General features: G+C 74.4%; 19 protein-coding genes. 5 read left to right on the forward strand and 14 right to left on the reverse strand.

Annotated features, from left to right (window positions below; all coding sequences use genetic code 11):
- Positions 1 to 51: 51 nt before the first annotated feature.
- The 3 genes from ABD973_RS06780 (at position 52) to ABD973_RS06790 (ending at position 3,383) form a co-directional block, all read left to right on the forward strand.
- Positions 52 to 1,671, forward strand: a complete 1,620-nt coding sequence (locus ABD973_RS06780) for an AMP-binding protein (RefSeq protein WP_345499207.1) — start codon at positions 52 to 54, stop codon at positions 1,669 to 1,671.
- Between the two features lie 4 nt (positions 1,672 to 1,675).
- Positions 1,676 to 2,482, forward strand: a complete 807-nt coding sequence (locus ABD973_RS06785; protein WP_345499208.1) for a PaaX family transcriptional regulator — start codon at positions 1,676 to 1,678, stop codon at positions 2,480 to 2,482.
- Positions 2,483 to 2,543: 61 nt separating this feature from the next.
- A complete protein-coding gene (locus ABD973_RS06790) occupies positions 2,544 to 3,383 on the forward strand; it encodes a GNAT family N-acetyltransferase (RefSeq protein WP_345499209.1) in 840 nt (279 codons plus the stop codon).
- A gap of 1 nt (position 3,384) precedes the next feature.
- Here the strand turns inward: ABD973_RS06790 and ABD973_RS06795 are convergent, their stop codons facing one another.
- A complete protein-coding gene (locus ABD973_RS06795) occupies positions 3,385 to 5,646 on the reverse strand; it encodes a bifunctional salicylyl-CoA 5-hydroxylase/oxidoreductase (RefSeq protein WP_345499210.1) in 2,262 nt (753 codons plus the stop codon).
- A gap of 4 nt (positions 5,647 to 5,650) precedes the next feature.
- A complete protein-coding gene (locus tag ABD973_RS06800; RefSeq protein WP_125598209.1) occupies positions 5,651 to 6,478 on the reverse strand; it encodes an enoyl-CoA hydratase family protein in 828 nt (275 codons plus the stop codon).
- A gap of 242 nt (positions 6,479 to 6,720) precedes the next feature.
- Between ABD973_RS06800 and ABD973_RS06805 the strand changes: the two genes are divergently transcribed.
- A complete protein-coding gene (locus ABD973_RS06805; protein ID WP_125598206.1) occupies positions 6,721 to 7,143 on the forward strand; it encodes an ATP-binding protein in 423 nt (140 codons plus the stop codon).
- Between the two features lie 71 nt (positions 7,144 to 7,214).
- On the opposite strand, the gene argF is transcribed toward ABD973_RS06805, so the two are convergent.
- The 8 genes from argF to ABD973_RS06845 form a co-directional block, all read right to left on the reverse strand.
- Complete coding sequence (argF, locus tag ABD973_RS06810) at positions 7,215 to 8,225, reverse strand: ornithine carbamoyltransferase (RefSeq protein ID WP_125822868.1); 1,011 nt, start codon at positions 8,223 to 8,225, stop codon at positions 7,215 to 7,217.
- 152 nt (positions 8,226 to 8,377) lie between these two features.
- Positions 8,378 to 9,604 (reverse strand): arginine deiminase, encoded by a 1,227-nt coding sequence (locus tag ABD973_RS06815; protein WP_125598200.1) that lies wholly within the window; start codon positions 9,602 to 9,604, stop codon positions 8,378 to 8,380.
- Positions 9,605 to 9,659: 55 nt separating this feature from the next.
- Positions 9,660 to 10,163 (reverse strand): hypothetical protein, encoded by a 504-nt coding sequence (locus ABD973_RS06820; protein ID WP_125822867.1) that lies wholly within the window; start codon positions 10,161 to 10,163, stop codon positions 9,660 to 9,662.
- A gap of 163 nt (positions 10,164 to 10,326) precedes the next feature.
- A complete protein-coding gene (locus ABD973_RS06825; protein WP_345499217.1) occupies positions 10,327 to 12,927 on the reverse strand; it encodes a polynucleotide kinase-phosphatase in 2,601 nt (866 codons plus the stop codon).
- Positions 12,924 to 14,465 (reverse strand): 3' terminal RNA ribose 2'-O-methyltransferase Hen1, encoded by a 1,542-nt coding sequence (locus tag ABD973_RS06830; RefSeq protein WP_345504495.1) that lies wholly within the window; start codon positions 14,463 to 14,465, stop codon positions 12,924 to 12,926. Before ABD973_RS06830 ends, ABD973_RS06825 begins: the two co-directional genes overlap by 4 nt.
- A 116-nt stretch (positions 14,466 to 14,581) precedes the next feature.
- On the reverse strand, positions 14,582 to 14,812 hold the full coding sequence (locus ABD973_RS06835) for a hypothetical protein (protein ID WP_125822865.1): 231 nt from the start codon (positions 14,810 to 14,812) through the stop codon (positions 14,582 to 14,584).
- Between the two features lie 90 nt (positions 14,813 to 14,902).
- On the reverse strand, positions 14,903 to 15,775 hold the full coding sequence (gene mmuM, locus ABD973_RS06840; RefSeq protein WP_345499219.1) for a homocysteine S-methyltransferase: 873 nt from the start codon (positions 15,773 to 15,775) through the stop codon (positions 14,903 to 14,905).
- Between the two features lie 10 nt (positions 15,776 to 15,785).
- Positions 15,786 to 16,712, reverse strand: a complete 927-nt coding sequence (locus ABD973_RS06845; protein ID WP_125598187.1) for an LLM class F420-dependent oxidoreductase — start codon at positions 16,710 to 16,712, stop codon at positions 15,786 to 15,788.
- A 203-nt stretch (positions 16,713 to 16,915) separates the two neighbouring features.
- On the opposite strand from ABD973_RS06845, the gene ABD973_RS06850 reads away from it, so the two are divergent.
- Positions 16,916 to 17,197: a hypothetical protein gene (locus ABD973_RS06850; RefSeq protein ID WP_206436690.1), complete on the forward strand. Its 282-nt coding sequence runs from the start codon at positions 16,916 to 16,918 to the stop codon at positions 17,195 to 17,197.
- A 70-nt stretch (positions 17,198 to 17,267) separates the two neighbouring features.
- Here the strand turns inward: ABD973_RS06850 and ABD973_RS06855 are convergent, their stop codons facing one another.
- From ABD973_RS06855 to ABD973_RS06870, 4 genes are all read right to left on the reverse strand, one after another.
- The gene (locus ABD973_RS06855) at positions 17,268 to 17,756 is read right to left on the reverse strand and encodes a DUF6099 family protein (RefSeq protein ID WP_125822863.1); all 489 of its coding nucleotides are present in this window, start codon (positions 17,754 to 17,756) and stop codon (positions 17,268 to 17,270) included.
- A 122-nt stretch (positions 17,757 to 17,878) separates the two neighbouring features.
- On the reverse strand, positions 17,879 to 18,220 hold the full coding sequence (locus ABD973_RS06860) for a nucleotide pyrophosphohydrolase (protein ID WP_125598216.1): 342 nt from the start codon (positions 18,218 to 18,220) through the stop codon (positions 17,879 to 17,881).
- A gap of 65 nt (positions 18,221 to 18,285) precedes the next feature.
- Positions 18,286 to 19,680, reverse strand: coding sequence for an AAA family ATPase (locus ABD973_RS06865; RefSeq protein WP_345499222.1), 1,395 nt, complete (start codon positions 19,678 to 19,680; stop codon positions 18,286 to 18,288).
- A gap of 66 nt (positions 19,681 to 19,746) precedes the next feature.
- Positions 19,747 to 20,142, reverse strand: coding sequence for a cell division protein SepF (locus ABD973_RS06870; protein WP_125606022.1), 396 nt, complete (start codon positions 20,140 to 20,142; stop codon positions 19,747 to 19,749).
- Positions 20,143 to 20,207: the final 65 nt, after the last annotated feature.

A 20,207-nucleotide genomic window follows, 5' to 3' on the forward strand; every position in this document is an offset into this window, starting at 1 on the left:
CACGGCCGGCTCCACCACAAAATCCGGACGTTGCAAGGGGGCGAACCCGCCTTGGAGCTCAAGCCATCCGCCCATGCCGACACCTTTGCCCGCGACCACCTGCCGCCCGCCCACGCCTGGCCGCAGCTCCTGTTCGAGCTGCCCGAACTGGCCTACCCGGACCGGCTGAACTGCGGCACCGAACTGCTCGACGCCACCATCGAACGGTTCGGACCGGACCGGCCCGCCTTCCGCGACGGCGCCGGCGGCGTGTGGTCGTACGCAGAGCTCCGCGAGCGCGTCGACGCCCTCGCCCACGTCCTCACCATCGACCTCGGCGTCGTCCCCGGCAACCGGGTGCTGCTGCGCGGACCCACCGGCCCCTGGCTCGCGGCCTGCTGGCTGGCGGTGATGAAGGCGGGCGCGGTGGCCGTCACCGTACTGGCCCAGCAGCGCGCCCAGGAACTGGCCACCGTCTGCGCCATGGCCGAGGTACGGCACGCCCTGTGCCACGTCGACGTCCTGGACGACCTGGCCAAGGCCGAGGTGCCCGGACTGCGGATCACCCCCTACGGCGGCACGGCCGAGGACGACCTGCTGCGCCTCGCCCAGGCCCGCACCGGGCCCTACCGGGCCGTCGAGACCTCCGCCGACGACGTCGCGCTGATCGCCTTCACCTCCGGGACCACCGGCCGGCCCAAGGGCTGCATGCACTTCCACCGCGACCTCCTCGCCGTCGCCGACACCTTCTCCCACCACGTCCTGCGCCCGCGCCCCGACGACGTGTTCGCGGGCAGTCCCCCGCTCGGGTTCACCTTCGGCCTCGGCGGACTGGTCGTCTTCCCGCTGCGCGCCGGCGCCAGCGCGCTGCTGCTGGAGCAGGCCACGCCCAGGGTGCTGCTGCCGGCCCTCGCCGAACACCGGGTAACCGTCCTGTTCACGGCGCCCACCGCCTACCGGTCGATGCTGGACACCCTGGGCCCGTACCACACGGGCGCCTACGACCTGTCGGCGCTGCGCCGCTGCGTGTCGGCCGGCGAGAACCTGCCCGCCGCGACCTGGCGGGCCTGGCACGAGCGCACCGGCCTGCGGATCATCAACGGCATCGGGGCCACCGAGCTGCTGCACATCTTCATCTCCGCCGCCGACGGGGACATCCGCCCCGGCACCACCGGCCGGGTGGTGCCCGGCTGGGAGGCCCGGGTGGTGGACCCCTGCGGGCGGCCCGTCGCCGACGACGAGCCGGGGCTGCTGGCGGTGCGCGGGCCGGTCGGCTGCCGCTACCTCGCCGACCCCCGGCAGGGCGAGTACGTCCGGGACGGCTGGAACCTGACCGGCGACACCTACGTCCGCGACCCCGACGGCTACTTCCGCTACGTCGCCCGCGCCGACGACATGATCATCTCCTCGGGCTACAACATCGCCGGCCCCGAGGTCGAGGAGGCCCTGCTGCGCCATCCGGACGTGGCGGAGGCCGCCGTCGTCGGCCGCCCGGACGAGCGGCGCGGGCAGATCGTGGTGGCGTACACCGTGCCCCGCGACGGGGCGGTGCTGACGGAGGAGGCCCTGCGGACGTTCATGAAGGGCGAGCTGGCCCCGCACAAGTGCCCGCGCTCCTTCGTCTTCCTGCCCGCGCTGCCGCGCACCCCCACCGGCAAACTGCAACGCTTCCGGCTCCGCGATCTAGAGTGAACCCGTGGTCGAGCAGCACACTCCGCGATCCCTGATCGTCACCTTCTACGGCGCCTACGGGCGGTCCTTCGAGGGCGCCGTCCCGGTGTCCGCGCTGGTCCGCCTGCTGGGCGCGGCCGGCGTCGACGCGCCCTCCGTCCGCTCCTCGGTGTCCCGGCTGAAGCGGCGCGGGTTCCTGGTGCCCGCGCGGGCCGCCGACGGTTCGGCCGGGTACGAGCCGTCCGAGGAGGCCCGGCTGCTGCTGGAGGACGGGGACCGGCGGATCTACGGGACCGTACCGGTGTCCCCGGAGTGGCTGGTCGCGGTGTTCTCCGTCCCGGAGCAGGAGCGGCACAAGCGGCACCTGCTGCGCTCGCGCCTGGCCCGGCTGGGCTTCGGGGCGGTGGCGCCGGGCGTGTGGATCGCCCCCGCCCAGCTGGCCGAGGAGACCGGACACACCCTAAAGCGGCTGCACCTGACCGGGTACGTGGAGCTCTTCCGCGGCGCCCACGCCGGTTTCGCCCCCACCGCCGAGGCGGTGGCCCGCTGGTGGGACCTGGCCGCCCTGGCCAAGCAGCACGAGGAGTTCCTCGACCGGCACGAACCGGTCCTGCGCGCCCTCCAGTCGGGCCCCGGCCCCACCCCCGAGGCCGCCTACCGGGACTACCTGGCCGCCCTGGACACCTGGCGGCGACTCCCGTACGCCGACCCGGGCCTGCCCCGCGAACTGCTCCCGGACAACTGGCCGGGCGACCGCTCCGCGGCCGTCTTCGCCGAGCTCCACACCCGGCTGCGCGACCTCGGCGCCCGCTTCGTGCGGCAGCGGCCGTAGGCCGTCCCCCGCGGGCGGAAATTGCGGTGCGGGCGGGCGACCGGGGACGCCAGCATGGGGCATGACATGGACCTTCAGCACTGATCTGGCGGCCTATCTGGCCGCCGCGCGCCCAGCCGTGGCCGCGCAGCCCGTCGTCAACACCACCCTGCTGACCGTCACCGACGCCCTGGAGCGGCGGGGCCCGCGGGCCTTCGGCGGCACCGGTCCCCTGTTCGGCTGGTGGACCGGCGCGGACGGGGCCGTCGAGGGGGCCCTGCTGCACACCCCGCCGTTCCCGCTGCTGCTCGGCGCCGTGCCCCCCGAGGCCGTCCGGGCCCTGGCCGGGGAACTCGGCTCCGACCCGCTGCGCGGCCGCGTCGGCGCCTTCAACGCCCGCCGCGCCGACGCGCGGACGCTGGCGGCGGCGTGGGGGCCGCCGGCCCGGGTCGTCGAGGAGCTGCGCCTGTACCGGCTGGGCACCCTGGCCGCACCGGACCCCGCCCCCGCGGGCCGGGCCCGGGCCGCCGCCGAGCCGGACCTGCCCCTGCTGCTGGAGTGGACCGAGGCCTTCGACCGGGAGTGCGGCATTCCCGCGAGCCCCGCCGAGGGCCGGCTGCGCGACCGGCTCTCGTACGGCGGGCTGCTGCTGTGGGAGCTCGACGGCCGGCCGGTGTCGCTGGCCGGCTTCTCCCGCCCGATCGGCGGCGCCTGCCGCATCGGCCCCGTCTACACCCCGCCCGCCGGCCGGGGCCGCGGCTACGCCGCCGGGGTGACGCACGCGACGAGCCGGGCCGCGTACGCCGCCGGGGCGGCCGAGGTACTGCTCTTCACCGACCTGGCCAACCCCACCAGCAACGGCGTCTACCGCCGCCTGGGCTACACCCCGGTGGAGGACCGCGTCGTCCTGGAGGCGGTCTGAGCTACCCCTTGCCGGTCGGGGGCCTGCGGCTGCCGGCGCGGTAGGGGGCGGGCCAGGGGGCTCCGGGGCCGGCGTAGCCCTGTTCGGCGGCGGCGTGCAGCGTCCAGTGCGGGTCGTACAGGTGGGGGCGGCCGAGCGCGCAGAGGTCGGCGCGGCCGGCCAGCAGCAGGGAGTTGACGTCGTCCCAGGAGGAGATCGCGCCGACGGCGATGACGGGGACGCCGAGGGCGTTGCGGATCCGGTCGGCGTAGGGGGTCTGGTAGGAGCGGCCGTACTCCGGGGCCTCCTCGGCGACGACCTGTCCGGTGGAGACGTCGACGGCGTCCGCGCCGTGGGCGGCGAAGGCGGCCGCGATCCGTTCGGCCTCCTCGGGCGTGGTGCCGCCGGGGGCCCAGTCGGTGGCGGAGAGGCGGACCGTCATCGGCCGCTCCTCGGGCCACACCTCGCGGACGGCGTCGAAGACCTCCAGGGGGAAGCGGAGCCGGTTCTCCAGGGGGCCGCCGTAGGCGTCGTCGCGGTGGTTGGTGAGCGGGGAGAGGAACCCGGACAGCAGGTAGCCGTGCGCGCAGTGCAGTTCCAGCAGGTCGAAGCCGCAGTCGGCGGCGCGGACCGCGGCGGCCGCGAAGTCGGAGCGGATCGCGGCGAGGTCGGCCGCCTCCAGGGCGCGCGGGACGGCGGAGACCCCGGCCTTGTAGGGCAGTGCGGAGGCGGCGACCAGGGGCCAGTTGCCGTCCGGGAGCGGTTCGTCCATGCCCTCCCACATCAGCCGGGTGGAGCCCTTGCGGCCGGAGTGGCCGAGCTGGACGCCGAGGGCCGTACCGGGTGCGGATGTGTGGACGAAGTCGGCGATCCGCTTCCAGGCGGCCGCCTGCTCCGCGGTCCACAGCCCGGCGCAGCCGGGGGTGATGCGGCCTTCGGCGCTGACGCACACCATCTCCGTCATGACGAGCCCGGCTCCGCCCAGGGCCCTCCCGCCGAGGTGGACGAGGTGGAAGTCGCCGGGGACGCCCTCCTCGGCCGAGTACATGTCCATCGGCGAGACCACGACGCGGTTGCGCAGGGTGAGGCCCCGCAGGGTGAACGGGGTGAACATGGGCGGGGTTCCCGTGCCGTCGGCGTCCTCGGGGCAGCCGAAGTCGCGTTCCACCGCCCGGGTGAACCGATCGTCGCGCAGCCGCAGGTTGTCGTGGGTGACGCGGCGGCTGCGGGTGAGCAGGTTGAAGGCGAACTGCCGGGCGGGCTGGTCCACGTATCCGGCGAGGTCCTCGAACCAGCGCATGCTGGCGGCGGCGGCGCGCTGGGTGCTGGCCACGGCCGGGCGCCGCTCCTCCTCGTAGGCGGCGAGGGCGGAGGGGACGTCGGGCAGCCGGTCGAGGGCCTCGGCGAGGGCGAGGGCGTCCTCGACGGCGAGTTTGGTGCCGGAGCCGATGGAGAAGTGGGCGGTGTGCGCGGCGTCGCCGAGGAGCACCACGTTGCCGTGCGACCAGTGTGCGCTGACGACGGTGCGGAAGCGGGTCCAGGCGGAGCGGTTGCCGCGCAGCGGCCGGCCGTGCAGGGCCTCGGCGAAGGTCTTGGCGCAGCGGGAGGCCGATTCGGCCTCGTCGCACAGGTCGAGGCCGGCCGCCCGCCACACCTCTTCCCGCATCTCGACGATGACGGTGGAGGCGTCGGGTGCGTACGGGTAGCCGTGCAGCTGCATGACCCCGTGTTCGGTTTCGGCGATCTCGAAGCGGAAGGAGTCGAAGGCGAAGTCGGCGGCGAGCCAGACGTACCGGCAGCGTCCGGGGGTCTCGGTGGGCCGGAAGTGCGCGGCGCCGCGCGCGCGGGTGGCGCTGTGCACCCCGTCGGCGGCGACCACCAGGTCGTACGCGCCGGCCAGCGCGAACGCGTCGGGTGCCTCGGCGCGGAAGCGCAGGCGTACGCCGAGGCCGGCGCAGCGTTCGTGGAGGATCTCCAGGAGCCGTCGGCGGCCGAGGGCGGCGAAGCCGTGGCCGCCGGAGGTCAGCAACCGGCCGCGGTGGACGACGTCCACGTCGTCCCAGCGGACGAACTCGGCGGCGAGGGCGGCGTGGACGACGGTGTCGGCGCGTTCGATGCCGCCGAGGGTCTCGTCGGAGAGCACCACGCCGAAGCCGAAGGTGTCGTCGGGGGCGCCCCGTTCCCAGAGCTCCACCGCGTGCCCCCGGCGGGCCAGCAGTGCGGCGGCGTAGAGCCCGCCGGGTCCGCCGCCGACGACGGCGACCCTCATGGCGCTCGCGGACATGCGGCTACCTGCCCTTCCACTCCGGGGGCCGTTTCGCGGTGAAGGCGGCGTGGAACTCGGCGTAGTCCCGGCCGTTCATCAGCAGGGCCTGGGTGTTGGCGTCGAGTTCCACCGAGGCGGCCAGGGGCATGTCCAGCTCGGCGGTGAGCAGGGCCTTGGTCTGGGCGTGGGCGAGGGCGGGGCCGGCGGCGAGGCGGGCGGCGAGTTCGGCGGCGCGGGCGTCGGCCTTGCCCTCGTCGACGAGTTCGCTGAGCAGGCCGATCCGTTCGGCCTCGGCGGCGCGTACGGGCTCTCCGAGCATCAGCAGCCGGGTGGCGTGGCCGAGGCCGACGACGCGGGGCAGCAGGTAGGCGGCGCCCATGTCGCCGCCGGAGAGGCCTACGCGGGTGAAGAGGAAGGCGAAGCGGGCGGAGGGGTCGGCGATCCGGAAGTCGGCGGCGAGGGCGAGGACGGCCCCGGCGCCGGCGGCCACCCCGTGCACGGCGGCGATCACCGGGAAGGGGCATTCGCGGATCGCGCGGACGACCTGGCCGGTCATCCGGTTGAAGTCGAGGAGCTGGGCGGTGTCCATGGCGAGGGTGGCGCCGATGATCTCGTCCACGTCCCCGCCGGAGCAGAAGCCGCGGCCCTCGCCGGCGAGGACGAGGGCGCGCACGGAGCGGGTGCGGGACAGTTCGGCGAGCAGATCGCGCAGGTCGGCGTAGGCGCCGAAGGTGAGCGCGTTCAGCTTCTCGGGGCGGTCGAGGGTGACGGTGGCGACGCCGTCCTGCCGGGTCACCCGCAGGTGGCGCCACCGTTCGGTCTCTGGTGTGGAACCGGTGAAGGGACTCACGCCATCGAAGCTATCACCGAATCGTGACCGTCGTCAGAGAAACGCGACAAGTCGTCACCCCGGCGGCGGTACGGCGCGGGACGGGGCGGCGCGGCACGGCACACGGGCCGAAGGTCCGGCCCGCCCCCGCCCCTGGTCCCCCGGCGTTGCGCCGGGGTGCCCTACGGGGGCTCCGGCCCGGTCCGTATCGTTGAATCCAGGACTGCCCCCGCCCCCCACCCTCACGGAAGGACGGACCCGCCATGCACGACAGCTCCGCCTGGCGGATCGCCCTCCCCCACACGACCGCCGCCGTACCGATGGCCCGCGCCCTGATCCGCACCGCGCTCACCGACCTCGACCGGTGCCCCGACAGCGACACGGCGGAGCTGCTGACCGCCGAGCTGGTGGCCAACGCCGTCGAGCACACCGCCGGGGCCGCCCCGATCGAGCTGGTCGTGGAACTGCGGCCGGGCGGCTGCCAGGTGGAGGTGCACGACGGCGATCCCGGGCCGCCGGGCGACCTCACGGCCGGCCGTCCCGGGCCGCCGCCCGACCCGTGGCAGGAGGGCGGCCGCGGACTGCTGCTGATCCGGGCTCTCAGCTCGGCCTGCGGCCACCGGCCCACCGCGCGCGGCAAGGCCGTCTGGTTCACCCTGCCGAGCCGGGCGACGGCGACCGCCTGAGTCCGCGCCACCCCACGGCTGTCGCCCGCAGCCCGCAGCCCGCATGAGTATGCGGCTGCGTGCCCGGCCGGCTACGCGGCGGGGTGGGCGAGCGTCGCGACGAGGACGGCCTTGATGGTGTGCAGCCGGTTCTCGGCCTCGTCGAAGACGACGGAGTGCGCGGACTCGAACACCTCGTCCGTGACCTCCAGCGAGTCCAGGCCGTGCCGCTCGTGGACCTCCCGGGCCACCTTGGTGCCCAGGTCGTGGTAGGCGGGCAGGCAGTGCAGGAACTTCACGTCCGGGTTCCCGGTGGCGCGCAGCACGTCCATGGTGACGGCGTACGGCACCAGGGCCGCGATCCGCTCGTCCCAGACCTCCTTGGGCTCGCCCATCGAGACCCAGACGTCCGTGGCCACGAAGTCGGCCTGCGCGACGCCCTGCGCGACCTCCTCGGTCAGGGTGATCCGGGCCCCGCTGACGGCGGCGAGCTCGCGGGCCCGGGCCACGACGGCGTCGGCCGGCCAGTAGGCCTTCGGCGCGACGATGCGCACGTCCATGCCCAGCAGGGCGCCGGTCACCAGGTACGAGTTGCCCATGTTGAAGCGGGCGTCGCCCAGGTAGGCGAAGGAGATCCGGTCCAGCGGCTTGGTGCTGTGCTCGGTCATGGTGAGCACGTCGGCGAGCATCTGGGTGGGGTGCCAGTCGTCGGTGAGGCCGTTGAAGACGGGCACGCCGGAGTGGGCGGCCAGCTCCTCCACGGCCTGCTGGCTGTCGCCCCGGTACTCGATGCCGTCGAACATCCGGCCGAGCACCCGCGCCGTGTCCCGGACGGACTCCTTGTGGCCCATCTGGGAACCGGAGGGGTCGAGGTAGACGGTGTGGGCGCCCTGGTCGGCGGCGGCGACCTCGAAGGCGCAGCGGGTGCGCGTGGAGGTCTTCTCGAAGATCAGCGCGAGGTTCTTCCCCTGGAGCCGGCGCTGCTCGGTCCCGGCCTTCTTGGCCGCCTTGAGTTCGGCCGCGAGCTCGACGAGGCCGCGGAACTCGGCGGCGGTGAAGTCGAGCTCCTTGAGGAAACTGCGGCCGAAGAGGTCGGTGGCCATGGGGACGCTCCAGAGTGCGCTGACAGGGGATGCTGGAAGTCTATACGATCCTCTGCATTCATATACGGGACAGTGGATCACGTCACACGACGGCCGTCACGCGCCCTCCGTCACACGACGGCCGTCACGCGCCCTCCGTCACGCCCCGGCCGTCACGCCGCGTCCCGCTCCACCGGGCAGCTCATGCAGCGCGGGCCGCCCCGGCCGCGCCCCAGCTCGCTGCCGGGGATCTCGATCACCTCGATGCCCTCCTTGCGCAGGTGGGTGTTGGTGGTGACGTTCCGCTCGTAGGCGACGACCACCCCCGGCTCCACGGCCAGCACGTTGCACCCGTCGTCCCACTGCTCGCGCTCCGCCGAGTGCACGTCCTGCGTGGCGGTGAGCACTCGCACCTTGTCCAGGCCGAGCGCGGCCGCGATGGCCCGGTGCATGTGCTCCGGCGGGTGGTCGCTGACCCTCAGCTCGCCCGGCCCCTCGCCCGGCCGGATCGTGTAGGAGCGCAGCATGCCGAGCCCCGCGTACTGAGTGAACGTATCTGCGTCGACCATCGTCATCACCGTGTCCAGGTGCATGAACGCCCGCCGCTTGGGCATGTCCAGGGCCACGATGACGGAGGCCGACCCGGCCGCGAACAGGCCCCGGGCGAGCATCTCCACCGCCTGCGGGGTGGTCCGCTCGCTCATCCCGATCAGCACGGCGCCGTTGCCGATGACCAGGACGTCCCCTCCCTCGATGGTCGAGGGGTAGTCGGCCTGCCCCTGCGACCAGTAGTGGAAGGCGCCGGAACCGGTGAACAGCGGGTGGTGCCGGTAGATCGCCTCGAAGTGCACGGTCTCGCGCTGGCGGGCGGGCCAGCGCATGGCGTTGATGGACACCCCGTCGTAGATCCAGGCGGAGGTGTCGCGGGTGAAGAGGTGGTTGGGCAGCGGCCCCAGCAGGAAGCCGTCCATGTCGAGGGCGTGGAAGCGCACCGACAACGGCTCGGCGTGCCGCTCCAGGTACTCCCTCTTGGTCATCCCCCCGACCAGGGCCTCCGCGAGGGCGGCGGAGGGCAGCCCGTCGAAGACCGCGCGCAGGTGGTCGGTGGCGAGCGGACCGTACTCCTTCTCGTCGAAGACCCGGTCCAGTACGAGGTGCCGCGCCTCGGGGACGTCGAGCGCCTCGCGGAGCAGGTCGCCGAAGAGGTGGACGGCGACGCCGCGGTCGCGCAGGACGTCCGCGAACCCGTCGTGCTCCTGGCGGGCCCGGCGCACCCACAGCACGTCGTCGAAGAGCAGGGCGTCCTTGTTGCTTGGTGTGAGCCGCTTCAGCTCCAGGTCGGGCCGGTGGAGGATGACGCGGCGCAGCCGCCCGGTCTCGGAGTCGACATGGAATCCCATGGCGTACACATTCCCAGACCGGGCGGCTTTGCGACCCCGCCTCGGCAGTACCCGCTCAGCGCAGGCCGAGAAGTGCCGTCGGGGTGCCGATGACGTCCGGGGCGGTCAGGCCCAGCTTCGGGACGGCCAGGTTGGGGACGCCGTTGTTGCTCGCGTCCGGCATCGTCAGCGGGGCGCCGACGACCGCACCGGGAGTGCGGGTGAGGAGGGTGGTGGCCGGGGACTCCAGGGAGCCCTCGCCGTCCGTCTCGGGCTCGCCCATCAGGTTGGGCACCACCGAGGCGACCCGGGTGGCCCCGAGGTCGGCGGCGATCGGCACCACCGGGAGCAGTGGGGTGGGCAGCAGGTCGCCCTGGTGGAACCGGGGCGACTCCGGGGCGCCGACCATCGGCACCGGGACACCCGTGGCCAGGTGCGGGGCCGGCAGGCCCAGCGTGGTCTCCACCGCCTCCAGCGGGACACCCACCGGGACCGAGTCGGCCACGGCCGGGGAGGCCGCGCCGGCCGCGGCCATACAGGTCATGAGCGCCGCAATGCTTCCGCGCGCGGTCATCTTCATAGGTGACGTTCCGTCCTTCCTGGGTCGCGGACACTCCGCTGCCCTGGATGAACGATCCCGCCGCCGCTTTCCCCGGACTTCCGCGGGAAAGTTCCCCCATACGACCTAATTCGAGGCCGTACGGGGGCTCCCGCTTTACGCCCGCCCCGAACCGAGCGCCGGGTCACAGGCGCGGGTCGACCGGCTCCGACTCCAGGGCCAGCACGGCGAACACCGGCTCGTGGACCCGCCACAGCGGCTCCCCCGCCGCCAGCCGGTCCAGCGCCTCCAGGCCGAGCGCGTACTCGCGCAGCGCGAGCGAGCGCTTGTGGCCCAGGAACCGGTGGCGCAGCCGCTCCAGCTGCTCCGGGCGCGCGTACTCCGGCCCGTAGACGATCCGCAGGTACTCGCGCCCGCGGACCTTCACCCCGGGCTGGACCAGCCGGCCCTTCCCGTCCCGGGCGTACGCCTGGAGCGGCTTGACGACCATGCCCTCGCCGCCGGCTGCGGTCAGCTCCAGCCACCACTCGGTGCCCGCGCGGACGGACTCCTCGTCGCCGGTGTCCACGTACACCCGGCGGGTGCGGCGCAGCAGCGGCGCGTCCGTGCCCCCGTCGGCGTCCGCGAGGCGGTCCAGCCAGGCGAGCTGCTCGTCGTGCGGGACGGCCGCCAGCGACCGGCCGGCCGCGGCGAGCAGCTGGAACGGCGCGAAACGTACTCCGTCCAGCCGGTCGGTGCTCCAGCAGTAGCGCCGGTACGCCTCGGTGAACGCGGCGGCGTCGGCGGCCCGCCCGCGCTGGCGCTCCAGCAGCGCGCCGGTGTCCACGCCCCGGGCCGCGGCCGCCTCCAGGGCGGCGACCGCGTCCGGCAGGACGGCGCGGGAGGCGGCGCCCACGGCCGCGTACTGGTTGCGGAGCAGGCCCGTGGACTTCAGGGACCAGGGCAGCAGTTCCCCGTCGAACAGCAGCCAGTCGGTGCCGAGTTCCTCCCACAGGCCCGCGCGGTCGACCGCCGTGCGCAGCCGGGCGAGGAACTCCTCGGTGAGCTCCGGGTCCGGGAAGAACGGGCGGCCGGTGCGGGTGTAGAGGGAGCCGGTGGGGCCGTCCTCCACGCCGAACCGCGCGCGGGCCGTCTCCGCGTCCCGGCACAGCAGGACGGTGGCGCGGGAGCCCATGTGCTTCTCCTCGCACACCACCCGGCCGATGCCGTCGGCCCGGTACTGGGCGAAGGCCTCGGCGGGGTGCTCCAGGAAGCCCCCGTCAGCGGCTCCGCCGCGGGCCTCCTCCTGGGAGGCGGCCGTCGGCGCCATGGTCGGCGGCAGGTAGGGCACCAGCCGGGGGTCCACCGCGAAGCGGCTCATGACCTCCAGGGCGGCGGCCGCGTTCTCCTCGCGGACGCCGACGTTGCCCAGGTGGCGGGTCTCCACCACCCGCCGGCCGTGGACGTCGGCCAGGTCGAGGGGGCGCCCGTCGTGGCCGCCGGGCACCGCGGCGGCGAGCGGCTTGACCGGCTCGTACCAGACCTTCTCGGCCGGTACGTCGACCAGTTCGCGCTCGGGCCAGCGCAGGGCGGTCATCCGGCCGCCGAAGACGGCGCCGGTGTCGAGGCAGATGGTGTTGTTGATCCAGGTGGTGTCCGGGACCGGGGTGTGGCCGTAGACCACGACGGCCTTGCCGCGGTAGTCCTCGGCCCACGGGTAGCGCACGGGCAGGCCGAACTCGTCGGTCTCGCCGGTGGTCTCGCCGTACAGGGCGTGCGAGCGGACCCGGCCGGAGGTGCGGCCGTGGTACTTCTCGGGCAGCCCGGCGTGGCAGACGACCAGCTTGCCGCCGTCGAGGACGTAGTGGCTGACCAGGCCGGCGATGAACTCCCTGACCTCCTTGACGAACTCGTCGCTCTCGCGGGAGAGCTGCTCGACGGTCTCGGCGAGGCCGTGCGTCTGCTGGACCTTGGACCCCTTGAGGTAACGGCCGAGCTTGTTCTCGTGGTTCCCGGGCACGCACAGGGCGTTGCCGGACTTGACCATGCCCATCACCCGGCGGAGCACGCCGGGGCTGTCGGGGCCGCGGTCGACGAGGTCGCCGACGAAGACGGCGGTGCGGCCGGCGGGGTGGACGCCGTCCTCGTAGCCGAGCTTGGCGAGCAGGGTCTCCAGCTCGGAGGAGCAGCCGTGGATGTCGCCGACGATGTCGAAGGGGCCGGTGAGGTGGGTGAGGTCGTTGAAGCGCTTCTCCAGCACCACTTCGGCGGACTCGGCCTCCTCCACCGTGCGCAGGACGTGCACCTTGCGGAAGCCCTCGCGTTCCAGGCCGCGCAGGGAGCGGCGCAGCTCGGAGCGGTGCCGCTGGATGACGCGGCGGGGCAGGCCGGCCCGGTCGGGGCGGGCGGCGTTGCGCTCGGCGCAGACCGACTCGGGCATGTCGAGGACGATCGCGATGGGCAGGACGTCGTGCTCGCGGGCCAGGCGGACGAGCTCGCGGCGGGACTCCTTCTGGACGCTGGTGGCGTCCACGACGGTCAGTCGTCCGGCGGCGAGCCGCTTGCCGGCGATGTAGTGGAGCACCTCGAAGGCGTCCTTGCTGGCGCCCTGGTCGTTCTCGTCGTCGGCGACCAGGCCCCGGCAGTAGTCGGAGGAGAGGATCTCGGTGGGCTTGAAGTGCTTGCGGGCGAAGGTGGACTTGCCCGATCCGGTGGCGCCGACGAGGACGACGAGGGACAGGTCGGTGACGGGGAGCACGCGGTGTGCCGGCCGGGCGGCCGGGCGGTCGGTGGTGGGGGTGGTCATGCTGCCTCACCCTCCTTCGGGGTCTCGGTGGCGGCGGTCTCGGTGGCGGCCGTCCGGGTGGCGGCCGTCTCCGCGGCGGTGAAGACGGCCATCTGGGTCGGGGCTCCGACCTCGGGGTCCTCGTCGCCGACGGGTACGTGGGCGACGGTGTAGCCGTACCGGCCGGCGACGCGGGCGGCCCAGGCGCGGAACTCCTCGCGGGTCCACTCGAAGCGGTGGTCGCGGTGGCGTACGTGTCCGGCGGGCAGGGACTCCCAGCGGACGTTGTACTCGACGTTCGGGGTGGTCACGAGGACGGTGCGGGGGCGCGCCGCGGCGAAGACGGCGTACTCCAGCGCGGGCAGCCGGGGCAGGTCGAGGTGCTCGATGACCTCGCTGAGCACGGCCGCGTCGTAGCCCGCCAGCCGCTTGTCGGTGTAGGCGAGCGAGCCCTGCAGGAGCCGGACGCGGGAACTCTGGCGCTCCCCCATCCGCTCCAGCCGCAGCCGGCGGGCGGCGATGGTCAGGGCCCGCACGGACACGTCGACGCCGAGGACCTCGGTGTACGCCGGGTCCTTGAGCAGGGCCCGCACGAGGTGTCCCTCGCCGCAGCCGAGGTCGAGCACCCGCTGGGCGCCGGCCTCGCGCAGTGCGCCGAGGATCGCGTCCCGCCGGCGCACGGCGAGCGGGACGGCCCGCTCCGGGGTGCCCGGGACCTCGGGGGCCGCGTCGGCGCCGTCCGGGGCCGCGGCCACGGCGTTGTCGAGTTCCTCGGCCTCGCTCCCGTCGGCCTCGGCCAGCCGGGCCAGTTCCAGGCGCTCCATGGCGTCGCGGGTGAGCTCCTTGCGGCGGGCCAGGTAGCGGGCGGTGATCAGCGCGTGCTCGGGGTGCCCGGCCAGCCAGCCGTCGCCCGCGCGCAGCAGCTTGTCGACCTCGTCGGGGGCGACCCAGTAGTGCTTGGCGTCGTCGAGCACCGGCAGCAGCACGTACAGCTGGCGCAGGGCGTCCTCCAGCCTGGCCCCGCCCTCCAGCACGAGCCGCACGTAACGGCTGTCGCCCCATTCCGGGAACCGCTCGTCCAGCGCGACCGGCGTGCTCTCCACCCGGTCCCAGCCCAGCGGGCCGAACAGGCGGCCCACCATCTCCGGGCCGCCCCGGGCGGGCAGCACCGGGATCTCGATCCGCAGCGGGAGCGTGCGGCCCGGCAGTTCGGGGCGCAGGGCGCACTGGCCCTTGAGGGCGGTGCGGAAGACCCCGCTGAGCGCGACGGCGAGCAGCGAGGAGGCCGCGTACGGGCGGTCGTTGACGTACTGGGCGAGGGCGGCGTCCGGCGCTCCGCCCCGTCCCTTGCCCTGGCCGCGCCGGACGAGCGCGACGGGGTCCACCTCCAGCAACAGCGCCGCCGTGCACCGTTCGGCCGTGGCCTCGGGGTAGAACACGTGGGCGGTGCCGTGCGAGGTGGAGAAGGCCTGTGCCCTGCCGGGATGCTTGTGCAGCAGGAATCCCAGGTCAGTGGCCGGATTCTCCGTCGTGCCGGTGGTGCTGATCGTCAGGAACATGCGCTCCAGCATGTCCCGCGCACCACCGTCGGTGCGAACGTATTTCCGGGTGGCGGCCGGCCCGCCCTGCGGGTGGGTCCGGCCGCCGTTCCGCGAGGTCCTCCCCTGGGGTCGGGTCAGCGCTGCTTGGGGATGTTCAGCGGGCGGCCGATGTGCCAGTGCGGCTCGGTGCCGCTGTAGGGGCACAGATAGGCGATCCGCTCGTGCTGCCACGGCTGGATCCGGTGCATCTCGCTCGCGGCGTGTTCCGCCGCGGCCTCGTTCGCGAACTGCTTCTTCTCCCCGCACGCCCTGGAGCGGGTGATGCGGCGCCTGGCGGCGGCGCCCGTCCTGCTGGTGCGCTTCATCTGTCCTGCCTATCCCAGCAGGAGCCGACCATAAAGGGCCTTCACCCGATCGAGTGATAGTCGGCCGCGCCCCCTTGCCGTCGCCCCGGATCACGCCAGGAGCGGCCCCAGTGCGGCGATGCGGTCCGGGCCGATGCGGCAGCATCCCCCGACGAGCCGGGCGCCGGCCGCGCGCCACGCCTCCACGGGCCAGGGGGCGGTGGCGGCGGGGGCGGGGGCGTTCCAGCTGCGGCTGGCGGCGTCCCAGACGGAGCCGTCGTTCGGATAGGCCACCAGCGGCTTGGCGGTGACGGAGGCGGCGGCTTCCAGAGCGGGCAGGACGTCCTCGGGATCACAGCAGTTGACGCCGACCGCGATCACCTCGGGGGCGGCCGCCGCCAGGGCGAACGCCTCGGCGAGCGGCTGGCCGGCCCGGGTGCGGCCGCCCGCGACCGTGTACGTGAGCCAGGCGCGGGCGCCCGTACCGGCGAGCACCCGCAGCAGGGCCCGCGCCTCCAGGACGTCGGGGACGGTCTCCAGCGCCAGGACGTCGGGGCCGGCCGCCAGCAGCGCCCCGATCCGGGGCCGGTGGAAGTCGGCCAGCTCCGCCTCCGTGAGCCCGTACCGGCCGCGGTACTCGGAGCCGTCCGCCAGGAGCGCCCCGTACGGGCCCACCGAGGCGGCCACCCAGACCTCCCGGTCGGCGGCCCGGGCGGCCGCGCCGGCCACCCGCACGCTCCGCTCCAGCAGGTCCGGCTCGTGGCCGACCTGGTAGCTCGCGGTGATCAGCACCTCGGCGCCGGCCCGGACGTACGCCGTGTGGGCGGCGAGCACCTGGCCCGGGCGCTCGGCGAGCACCCGGCCCGTCCACATCCCCCCGGACAGGTCGCAGCCCTGGTCGGCGAGCTGGTTGCTGAGCCCGCCGTCCAGGAGCACGGCCCTGCTGGCCAGGGCTTCGGCGAGCGGGCCGGTCGCACGCGGCACGGCGGCGGCCCTACCGGCCGAGCTGGGGCAGGACGCGGGCGGAGACCAGCTCCAGGTGGTCCAGGTCGGCGAGGTCGAGGAGCTGGAGGTAGACGCGCGAGGAGCCGATGGCCGAGTAGGTCCCGAGCTTCTCGACGACCTCGTCCGGGGAGCCGGCCAGGCCGTTGGCCTTCAGCTCGTCGACCTCGCGGCCGATGGCGGCGGCCCGGCGGGCGACCTCGGCGTCGTCCTTGCCGACGCACACCACCAGGGCGTTGGAGTAGACGAGTTCGTCCGCCTTGCGGCCGGCCGCGGCGGCGGCCTCCCGGACCCGGGCGAACTGCCGGCGGCTGTCCTCCACCGAGGCGAACGGCATGTTGAACTCGTCCGCGTAGCGGGCGGCGAGGCGGGGGGTGCGCCGTGCGCCGTGGCCGCCGACGAGGATGGGCACCTTGGCCTGGGCGGGCTTGGGGAGCGCCGGGGAGTTCTCCACCCGGTAGTGGACCCCCCGGTGGTCGAAGGCGGCGCCGGGCTCGGTGGCCCACATCCCGGTGACGATGGCCAGCTGTTCCTCCAGCCGGGCCATGCGCTCCGCGGGGAAGGGGATCCCGTACGCCTTGTGCTCCTCCTCGAACCAGCCCGCGCCCAGGCCCAGTTCCACCCGGCCGCCGGACATCTGGTCGACCTGTGCCACCTGGATCGCGAGGACGCCGGGCAGCCGGAAGGTCCCGGCCGTCATCAGCGTGCCCAGCCTGATCCGCTTCGTCTCCCGGGCCAGGCCGGCGAGGGTGATCCAGGCGTCCGTGGGCCCCGGCAGGCCGTCGACGGAGCCCATCCGCAGGTAGTGGTCCGATCGGAAGAACGCGTCGAAGCCCAGGTCCTCGGTTGCCTTGGCGACGGTCAGGAGGGTGTCGTAACTCGCACCCTGCTGCGGTTCGGTGAAAACACGAAGGTCCATGCTCCCCATCCTGCCCTCCCCACCCCTGCCGGGTGAATCTTCGTCAACCGGAAGGGCCGCCCCCCGCCCCGCCAGTGACCAGCGCGGATGGGGATCGTTGGCTCGGACGGAGCCGGACCGCCCGGCCCGCGCGCCGGCGGCCTCCCGTCGATGCGTCCACCGCCCCCTTCCGCACCGGAAGGGCCAGGGCCGAGGAGGCCGCCATGTCCCACGAGTCCGCGCCAGAGCATCCCGGACAGACCGGACAGGCTGCACACGACCACGCACGCCAGGAGTCCCCGGCACCCGCCCAGGGCGGCGCGCCGAAAGGCCTGCTCCAGCAGATGGAGGAGCTGATGGCGGCGCTGAACGCCGACCTCTCCCAGCTCGACGCCGACCTCCAGCACTCCGCGGACCGCACCCTGCCGGCCGCGCCGGCGGCCCCCGGGGGCCGGACGTACGAGGGCGAGCTCCGCTCCGACCGCCACTCCGACCGGTCCTTCTGACCGCGCGGGGGTCCCGTCACGCACGGCGGGACCCTCGGCAGCGCACCCGCCCGCCCGGGCCCGCCTCGGCTCAGCTCACGCCCGACGCCGAGCCCCGCTGGGGCACGGCCGCCATCCGGCGCAGCAGTGTCCGCACCCGGTCGCTCGACTCGTCCGCCGCGTCGATCGACTCTATGCACTGCCAGTACAGGCCTTCGTCGTCCGTCGCGCAGGCCACCCCGACGAGGGCTATGCCGACCTCGCCGAGCAGCTCCTGGAGCCCGAGCAACGCCTGCCGTATGTCGGCCGTCCCCGTGAGCTGCGCCGCCCTCGGCGGCTGTTCGGGCGGTCTTCCCTCGCCCCTCAGGGCCGCCCGGTCGATGACCCCGCACCCTCTGCCGCCGGCTTCCCCCAGTCCCCGCGCCTCCGCTCTGAGCTCGGGCGGCCCGGTGACCGCCAGCCAGCTCCCCACGCCCTGGGCGAGCGCCTGGGCCTGCCAGGCCTCGCCCACGATGCCCCATGCCTCCCCGCTCCGTGCCAGCGCGTGCCGGCCGGCCGCGATGAGCCGTACCGCATCCATATGCCGTCCCCCGTCCGCACGACATCCCGCCGTTCTCCACTACCCAGAGTGAAGGCAACGAGCCAGTAAAGCCAGGGGTATTCGGAAATCTGTGGACACAAACATGGTTGTGGACGACGCCATCACTCCGAAGAGTGACGATCTGGTGTCGAAGTACCGGTTACCGGGAAGCGGTGCTCGTTTCTCTCGATCTTCGCGGCCAGCGCATCCAGCACATCAACCCCGACAACCTCACAGAACTGCAGCAGGTACGCCATCACGTCGGCGACCTCGTCGGCCACTCTGTGTGCGCTTTCGGGCTTTTCCATGACCGCCGCCGACTGTTCGGGGGTCAGCCATTGGAAGATCTCGACCAGTTCGGCGGCCTCGACGCTCAGGGCCACGGCCAGGTTCTTGGGCGTGTGGTACGGGGCCCAGTCCCGGGCGGCCGCGAAGGCGGCCAGCCGTCGCTGGAGTTGGTACAGCCGTTCGTCCCGCCGGGGCGGGGGCCCGTCACCTGTGGGTGCCGCGCCGTTCGTGGGGACGTCGTTCATGGGGACAGGTCTACCACTGAGACGCCGGGGACCCCGCGTCCGGTTCCCGCCGTGTCCTCGCCGACCGCCGCCACCAGCCTGATGTGCCCGCGTCCGCCGGACAGGACGGCCAGCCGCAGCAGTTCGGCGGCCTGCCAGCGGTCCAGCCCCCGGTCCAGGCCGTCGGCGAGGACGGTGAGTGCCTGGCGGGCGGAGAGCAGTTCGGCGGCCGGGTCCACCTCCAGCACGCCGGGCCCGGTGAGCAGGACCAGGGCCAGAGCCAGGAAGCGCAGTTCGCCCGCGCCGAGCCGGTCCAGGCCGGTGGCGGGGCGGCCGGGGCCGCGGTCGAGCACGGCCGCCACCAGCCCGGCCCCTCCGGTGGCGGCCCGTACGTCCAGCCCCGCCACCGGCCCGGCGCAGCCGGTCCGCGCCGCTCCGGCCAGCAGGGCGTGGCGGGTGCCGCATTCGTGGCGGGTCCGGCGCAGCACGTCGGCCAGGTTCCCGCAGTCGGTGCGCAGCCGGCCCTCGCCGGCCGGGACGGGCGCCCGCATCCGGCCGGGGTCCGGGTCGCAGGCGAACACCGCGCGCAGGGCCACCACCGCCTGCTCGGCGGCGGCCAGCACCCGGCGCTGGCCCGCCGTGGACCCGGCGACGCGCAGCGGCAGCAGTACGGTGCCGAGGCGGTCGTCGGGCATCGGCGCGCGGGTCACGCCCACGGTGCCCCCGGTGAACCAGGCGGCCTCCAGGGTGCGTCGGCGCGGGTCGCGCAGGGCGGTGGTGAGCAGGATCCGGCCGTCCTGGGAGAGCCGTTCGCCGGCGATGCGCAGCACCGGCTCGGCCTGGACCGCGAGGTCGAGCCGGACGGGGCCGCAGGGGCCGTCGACCGTGCAGCCGAGGCGGAAGCCGCGCCGGCCGCCGCCGTCGGGGACGGCCCGGTCGGGCACCCGGGACGCGGGGTCGGGGAAGGCCTCGCGCAGGGTGGCCCCGGAGGCGAGGGCGGCCAGCGCCCGGTAGGCGTCCAGGGCCTGGGTCTTGCCGCTGCCGCTGGGGCCGGTGAACAGGGTCACCGGGCCCAGCGGGAAGGCGGCCGCCCGGTGCGGGCCGAAGGCGGAGAGCCGCAGCTCGGTGACGGCGGGCCGGGCCGGTCCGGCATCGGCGGACACACCGCCGGAGGGCGCGACTCCACCGACCCGCGGCGGCGCACCGGAGGCGCGGCCGGCTTCTGCGGGGCACGGTCCGGCGAGGCCGACTTCAGCGCGGCCCGACTCGGCGCAGCCGGACTCGGCGGGGCCGGGGCCGTGGCGGGGGTGGGCGGGTGACGGGCTGTCAGCCGGGGGTGCCGTGTGCGGGGGTGTGACGGTCGGGGTGGCGGCGGGGCGGCCGGGTCCCGCCGCGTCCAGGGTGGCGTCCATGGCCGGACGGTACGGTCCGCGCGGGTGCCGGGGTGCCCGCCGAACCGTTTAGCCGCCGCGACCTTCCTACGATCGGGGGACGGCCGCGGCCGCGATCCCCTCCACCTCGGTCCCGACGGGGGCCAGCAGGAAGACGTTGCGGTCGACCCGGTGCATGCCGCTGCCCAGGCCGAAGACCACACCACTGCTGAAGTCGAGGATCCGCTTGGCCACTTCGCTGTCGGCGCCGGTGAGGTCCAGCAGTACGGGGATCTGCGCGATCAGGTACTCGGCCACCTCCCGCGCGTCGGCGAAGATCTGAACCCGGATCACCACGAAGCGCCGCTGTTCCGCCGCGGCCGCCCCGGGGGCCTTGGGGATGGTGCGGTGGTCCACCCGGGAGGGCCATTCGTTGCGACTGCGCAGGGGTACCACCTGCGCGAGTCCCTCCCACTGCTCGTCGGTGACGTCGTACCTGCTCACCGGGCCGCCTCGGCCGTGCGCTTCATGTGCATCCACCCATCCTCTCGTGTTTCACCCGTTCAGCC

The organism is Streptomyces racemochromogenes (assembly GCF_039535215.1).
Lineage (GTDB): Bacteria > Actinomycetota > Actinomycetes > Streptomycetales > Streptomycetaceae > Streptomyces > Streptomyces racemochromogenes.